This window comes from Methylocystis sp. (genome assembly GCF_021731785.1).
In the GTDB taxonomy this organism is placed as follows: domain Bacteria; phylum Pseudomonadota; class Alphaproteobacteria; order Rhizobiales; family Beijerinckiaceae; genus Methylocystis.
Window position 1 is genome coordinate 1 of the sequence record NZ_JAKFWS010000172.1, and the last position, 6,870, is coordinate 6,870.

The window sequence follows — 6,870 nt, forward strand, 5'->3', positions numbered from 1 at the left end:
GTCCGCCAGACGCTCATCCACGTCAAAAAATCCAGCCGCTCCCTTGGCCATGATCGCGCTCCATCTGCGACATGAGCAAGTGAATCAAGCCGGAGCCGATTTGGCTACAGGTTTTTGGAGCCGTCCAACTCGCAACGACCCTTCGTGAAATGGGCCATGGTTATGCAACTAGGCCAATACTGTATGAAATGGAGAAACAATCGCTTGCCAACGCCCCGCGGAATAGGATCAGCCGCATTATATGGGGAGCCTATGGAAAACCATTCGGTTTTGGATATTCGAGCCTTTTGGCAATTATGACGCTGGTTACCGTTTTTTGTATAGGTTGGATTGGTTTTTATATCGCTGAACAACCGAATTTTGCATTCGACACCACTTTTACTCCTACGCCCGAGAGAACTGTTTCAATAGATGTACCGTCGCGTCAACCCCCTCAAAGGCAGACGTTTTCGTGTTCTTTTGCGCAGAGTGGCTACGGCCCAGTAGTTTATGAATGCGTGGACCCAACGAAATCTTCGCCGAATGTACATCCGCATCCGGCGGCGCTGCGTAAAATATTTGCGGGAGAGAAAGGTCCGTACGATTGGTCCCCGCCGTGTGAGATGCCTTCCTGGCTTTACGGCATAGACGTTATGCTCCCGATCGTGGACTTGGGTGTTGAATCTGTGTGTGACTTTCCCGACGAAGCCTGGAATTGGCACTTTTTCCGCCTGGGAGTCGCTCTCGCGGGGACCATAGCAATACCGCTTGCTGCATTAACATTTGCTGGCCTACTGCAACGGCAATAGCAATCAGCTTGAACAAAGGCATTTCTTCACCTGCACTTCATCGGCCAACACGCTCCGCATTCTGCTCGCGTCACCCTGGAGACTTGGTTTGGCAACACGGCATCGGATTGTACGCGATTGTGCTAAAACGCATGGCAGTGCTCTCGCATTGTTCCTCAAAAACGCAGAGATTTAAATGAGCGGCACTAATCGGCCCATCGAGGGGGCTACGTGGGCAAACTCTTCGCAGGCCCGCTCTCTCCAGGCAGCGGCGTCGACTCGCCCAGCGTATCGCGCACATAGAGCTTGATCACCGCGACATAGATGATGACCGTCAGCGGCGCGGCGAAAATCGTCGCGCCGAGCCCGAACAGCGTGCCGAACGTCGCGATCGAAATCAGCATCAGCGCCGGCGGCACGCGCACCAATTGCCGCTGAATAAGCGGCATGATCATGTTGCCGTCGAGCTGATGAATGGCGAGATAGGCGAGGATCGTCCAGAGCATCGCATAGGGTCCGATCGTCGCCGCGACCGCGACTGAAGGGAAGATCGCCAGAATCGGCCCGATATAGGGGATGAATTCCGAAAGCCCGGATATGGCGCCAAGCGCGAAGGGCGAAGGCAGGCCGATGAGCCACACCGCTACGCCCGACATGACGCCCACCGTCACCATTTCGATCATCTGACCGAGAAGCCAGCGGCGCAGCGCGGTGGAGACATGGCCAAGCGTTTCGCGCGCTCTATTACGCCAGCGCGGCGCAAACAGCAGCGTGAAGCCTTCGCTGTAGAGCTTGGGCTCACTTGCCAGAAAGACGCCGGCGAAAAAGGCGACGAGACCGCCCAGCACTGCCTCGACGCTGACGGTGAAGGAACGACCGATCAGGCTCGAGAGCGAAATATTTTCGCTGAACGATTTCGGCAAATAGTCGGACAATCCCGCTCGGCTGATCGCGAGCGAAATGGAATCCGCTGCTTCCTCGGCGCTGCGCAGCACGTCGTGAAACTCCGACGCCATGGTGCTGCCAAAGAGATAGAAGGTCCCGCCGATGACCGATGCGATCAGCAGGCCGGAGAGCGCCAGCGCCGCGCCGCGCGGCAGACGGAGCTTCAGGAACGGCGTCGCGACGAGATGCATCAGCGTCGCGACGAGCACCGCGCCAGTCGCGAGGACGATGACATTGAAGAGCAGCCAGACGAGAAACGGCAGGAGGGCGAGCGCGATGAAAATCGCCGAACGCAGAACGAATTCGCTTCTGGTCATGTCAGCTTCGCCGGTTACATCAACGCGCCTAAGGCCAAGGAGAGGCGCTTTCCATCGGAGGATATTCTACGGCCCCGCCCAATACCCGGTAGCTGAGGGTTTCGGCGACTGTTAAGGCTGCACAGTCCCGCCTGAATTATGGAACATTTGTCGACAACCTAGGAGACAGGCAAACCAATTTCTGCGCGCTCCCGCGATGGAACTTGCGAAAGTCCATGCGTATAGGAAAGAAAACGAAATGAAGGTCGAAGTTCAAATATTTGAGAAAGGTTTTGCCAGCTGTTACAATAACAACGAAAATTGGAACGAGCTTACTTCAGTCGACCTATCTGTCGGGTTGGAAAATTACCCATTAGTTTCTTGTTTAATGGTGACGCGCAGCGATCCTGATTTGGTTAGTTCAGCCATTCACTGTTTTGAATATCAAACATATCCGAACAGGGAGTTGGTTATTGTTTGCAACAACATTACTGATGCGCTCAATTTGTTAGTAGAAATGTCGAACGGACCTTCAGTGCGGATAATTTCTGTCGAGCCTGGCCATACGCTCGGTTCTTTGAGAAATATTGCGGTCTCAAATGCCAAGGGAGAGATACTTTGCCAGTGGGATGACGACGATTTGTACCATCGTGACCGATTGAATATTTGTATAAGCGCACTGTTAAAGACAAATGTTGCCGCAGTTTTCCTCAAACGGTGGTTGATTTGGTGGCCAGAGAATAGAGTATTGGCTTTTTCCACGGATCGACTGTGGGAGGGCTCGATGGTCATCCACAGAAACTATATTTATTCTTATCCTGAAATTCGCAAATCCGAGGATACCTCTATGGTAGAAAAGCTACTGACCGAATATCGTATAGGACTCATTAATGAACCTTTAATATATTGCTACACGATCCATGGCAACAACACTTATGATCAAAGCCACTTTGGAGAGATAATCAGTAACGCGTCTGTCATATTCTGCTATGAATCAGCAATTAGTAGGCTGTCTAACGCAATACCCTTCGTCACTCATAAAATGTGGAAACTTATTGATAAGCAAAAGATTGACGGGCAGCAGGACGGGGTCGCATTGCTAAAGTTTACTGGCGTCAACGACCTGAGATGCCAGTTGAAAAGCAGAATTTCAGCATTGGAGACCAAAACAATCGAGCAACAAATTCGACTGGAAAAAATCTTAACAGACAAAGAGTCGCTTTGCAGGTTCATTCCTATTGCTTTGTTGAAGCCAATGGCGGAATTCCTGTCGACGGCTGGCCGCGCGACGGGTTCTCAATCGATTGAAAGAGCAGCGCATCGCCTTTGGCGTTACATGGACTGAGGGCTTAGCGACGCAGTCTTTTTCCGCAATTAGAACATGCGCTCCGGGCCGACCGACGCGAGGTCAACTCGCCAGCGCGAATTTCTCCGCCTGCTCAAGATCGACCGAGACGAGCTGCGAAATGCCGCGCTCGGCCTGAGTCACGCCGAACAGCCGGTCCATACGGGCCATGGTGATCGGATTGTGGGTGATGGTGACGAAGCGCGTGTCGGTCTTCTTGCGCATTTCGTCGAGCAAATCGCAGAAACGCTCGACATTGTTGTCGTCGAGCGGCGCGTCGACCTCGTCGAGCACGCAGATCGGCGATGGATTGGTGAGGAAGACCGCGAAAATCAGCGACATTGCAGTGAGCGCCTGCTCGCCGCCGGAAAGCAGCGTCATCGTCGTCGGCTTCTTGCCGGGCGGACGCGCCAGAATGTCGAGACCGGCCTCAAGCGGATCGTCGCTTTCGACAAGCTGCAATTCCGCTGCGCCGCCGTCAAAGAGCAGCGTGAACAGCTCCTTGAAGTGCTCGTTGACCTTGTCGAAAGCGGCGAGCATGCGCTCGCGTCCTTCCTTGTTGAGACTGGCGATCGCGGCGCGCAATTTCTTGATCGCTTCGGAAAGGTCGTCACGCTCGGCGATCATCTTTTCACGCTGCGCCTCGACCTCGGCGAGTTCGTCCTCAGCGCGCAAATTGACGGCGCCAAGCCGTTCGCGGTCAGCGCGCAAATTTTCGAGCCGCCGTTCGATGTCGGCGATCTCCGGCAGATCGGCGCCGTCCTTGACCTCGGCGAGTTCGGCGAGCGCTTGCGGCGTCGATTCGAGATCATGCGCGATGGCGCGCTCGACGTCAGCGACGCGCTGGCGGGCGGCGTCCAGCTGCGCCTCGCTGCGCGCCATATCTTCGCGCGCGGCGCTCATCGCCTCTAACGCGGCGCGGGCGGCGCGGTCGGCCTCGGCGAGACGCGTTTCGGCGGAAGCGCGCGCGTCGGAGGCGTCGCGGCGCGCCGCCTCGGCCGCTTCGAGCGCATTCATCAAGGCGCGGCGCTGGCCGATGAAGGCGTCGGGCGCGTCGCTCAAGCGCCCATGTTCCTCCTGCGCGGTCGCCAGCCGCTCTTCGAGTTCGCCGATGCGGTCCTGGGCGCGGTCGCGCCGCTGCGCCCAGGACGCGGTTTCGCGCGCGATCGCCGCGAGCCGCGCGGCGCGCGCCGCTCTTTCGTGGCGCAGCGATGCGAGCGCCGCCCGCGCCTCGCCGGCCTGGGCGCGCTCGGCCAAAGCGCGGCCGCGCAGATTCTCCAGAGCGCCGGCAAGGAAGGCCGGCTCTTCAAGGTCGTCGAGCGCCTGGGTCACGCTGGCGCGCTTCTGCGCCGCCTCGTCGCGATTGGCGAGCGTCTGCGCCTTCGCCTCCTGCAGCGCCGAGAGGCGTTGGGCGATCTGCGCCTGGCGGCGCTCCGCCGTCGAATGGCGCTCGCGCGCTTCCTCCAGGCGAAGGCGGGCGCGGCGCTGTGCGTCGCGCGCCTCGGCGTCGGCTTGCGCGGCCTGCCGCGCGGCCTCGCGCGCCGCGTTCAGCGCCTCGTTCAGCGCCTCGGCGGATTCGCGCGCGCCGACGGCCTCGATCCGCAGATCGGCAAGCCGGTTCTTCTCCACGAGCCGACGCGCGGCGGCGGTCGGCGCCTCGGCGGCCTGGGTGAAGCCGTCCCAGCGCCACAGATCGCCTTCCTTGGAGACGAGCCGCTGGCCGGGCCTCAACAACTTGCGCAGGCTCTCGCCCTCGGCGCGCAGCACGACGCCGATCTGCGCCAGACGGCGGCGCAGGGCCGGCGGCGCATCGACAAGCTCGGCGAGCGCGCGCACGCCATTCGGCAGAGCCGGATCGCCCTCGCCGCGTGTGACCGACCAATGGGCCGGCGCCGAATCGTCGGCGGAGGCGTCGAGATCGTCGCCCAGCGCCGCGCCCAGCGCGGTCTCATAGCCTTTCTCGACCGTCATGCTCTCGACCACCGGCGCCCAGAGGCCGCCTGAGCCCGCCTGCAGCAGATGTTCGAGCGTGCGGATCTCGGTCTCCAGCCGCTGGGCGCGCAACGCCGCCTGTTCGCGCGGCGCGCGGGCGGCGGTTTCCGCCTCTCGCGCCTCGCGATGGGCGGCTTCGCCAGTTTGCGCCGTTTCCTCGGCCCGGCGTGAATCCTGCGCCGCCTGTTCGAAGGCCTCGGCCAGGCGCTCGACCTCCTCGGCGCCGCCGCCCTGCCCGGCGATCAGCGCAAATTCCGTCTCGATGCGGGTCAGCTCCGCCTCGAAGCGCGCGACGCGTTGATTTTCCTCGCGCAGCGACGCCTCGAGCGCCACCCGCCTGGCGTTGACGCCGGCGAGCTGCTCTTGTGCGTTCGACAGTTCGGCCTCGGTCGCAGATAGCGCCGTTTCGATCTCGTTAAGCCGCGACTGCGCCTCGGCCTCGCGCTCGGCGTCGCGCGCGTCGCCGCTCTGAAGCTCGCCGCGCTCTTCATCGAGCCGCTCGGCGACCTCGGCGGCGTCCTGGATCAGCGCGCGCTCGCGTTCGAGATCGCGGCTGAACTGTTCGATATGGCGCTGAAGCTCGGCGATTCGCTCTTTGGCGCGCTGCTCGTCGGCCTCTAACGCCTGACGCGCCACGACCAGCCGATGCAGCGCCGCGCCGGCCTCCGCCTCCTTGTCGCGCAGCGGCGGCAGCTCATGCGCGGCGACGGCCTGGAATTTCGCCGCCTCGGCCTGCTCCAGCGTCCGGTCCTGCACGCTGCGCCGCCCGGCGTCGAGCTTCTCCGCCGCCGCCTGCAGCTGCTCGGCGGCAAGTTGATAGGCGACAAGCGCGGCGAGCGCCTCATTCTTGCGGATCTGCGCCGCAAGTCCGCGGTAGCGCGTCGCCTGGCGCGCCTGGCGCTTCAAGCTGTCCACCTGGCTGTCGACCTGTTTCAGCACGTCTTCGAGGCGGGTGAGGTTTTCCGACGCCGCGTTGAGACGCAGTTCCGCTTCGTGCCGGCGCGAATGCAAGCCGGCCACGCCGGCGGCGTCCTCAAGAATGCGGCGGCGCGCCTGGGGCTTGGCTGAAATGATTTCGCCGATCTGGCCCTGGCGCACCAGCGACGGCGAGCGCGCGCCGGTGGCGGCGTCGGCGAACAGAATCTGCACGTCGCGGGCGCGCACCTCGCGGCCGTTGATTCGGTAGGTCGAGCCCTCCTCGCGCTCGATTCGGCGCGTCACCTCGATCGAATCGGCGTCGTTGAAGGCGGCGGGGGCGGTGCGCGCCGAATTGTCGAGGACAAGCCCGACCTCGGCGAGATTGCGCGCCGGGCGCGAACCGCCGCCGGAGAAAATCACGTCGTCCATCCCGGACGCACGCATGTTCTTGTAGGAGTTTTCGCCCATCACCCAGCGCAACGCCTCGACCAGATTCGACTTGCCGCAGCCGTTCGGCCCGACGACGCCGGTCAGGCCCGGCTCGATCAGGAAATCGGTCGGTTCGCAGAAGCTCTTGAAGCCCAGAAGGCGCAGGCGCTCGAATTTC

Annotated in this window: 3 protein-coding genes; 1 reads left to right on the forward strand and 2 read right to left on the reverse strand. The window is 61.2% G+C overall.

The window, feature by feature from the left end; translation table 11 throughout:
• Positions 1 to 994: 994 nt before the first annotated feature.
• Positions 995 to 2,029 carry an AI-2E family transporter gene (locus tag QZ964_RS20425; protein WP_292534018.1) on the reverse strand — a complete coding sequence of 345 codons (1,035 nt, stop codon included), beginning with the start codon at positions 2,027 to 2,029 and terminating at the stop codon, positions 995 to 997.
• A 238-nt stretch (positions 2,030 to 2,267) separates the two neighbouring features.
• Between QZ964_RS20425 and QZ964_RS20430 the strand changes: the two genes are divergently transcribed.
• Positions 2,268 to 3,353 (forward strand): glycosyltransferase family 2 protein, encoded by a 1,086-nt coding sequence (locus QZ964_RS20430; RefSeq protein WP_292534020.1) that lies wholly within the window; start codon positions 2,268 to 2,270, stop codon positions 3,351 to 3,353.
• A gap of 63 nt (positions 3,354 to 3,416) precedes the next feature.
• On the opposite strand, the gene smc is transcribed toward QZ964_RS20430, so the two are convergent.
• On the reverse strand, positions 3,417 to 6,870 hold a 3,454-nt coding region (smc, locus tag QZ964_RS20435; RefSeq protein WP_292534023.1), incomplete at its 5' end, for a chromosome segregation protein SMC.

Coding starts and splice junctions, on each gene's coding strand:
- QZ964_RS20425 (WP_292534018.1), bottom strand. CDS start 2,029: ATGACCAGAAGCGAATTCGTTCTGCGTTCGGCGATTTTCATCGCGCTC.
- QZ964_RS20430 (WP_292534020.1), top strand. CDS start 2,268: ATGAAGGTCGAAGTTCAAATATTTGAGAAAGGTTTTGCCAGCTGTTAC.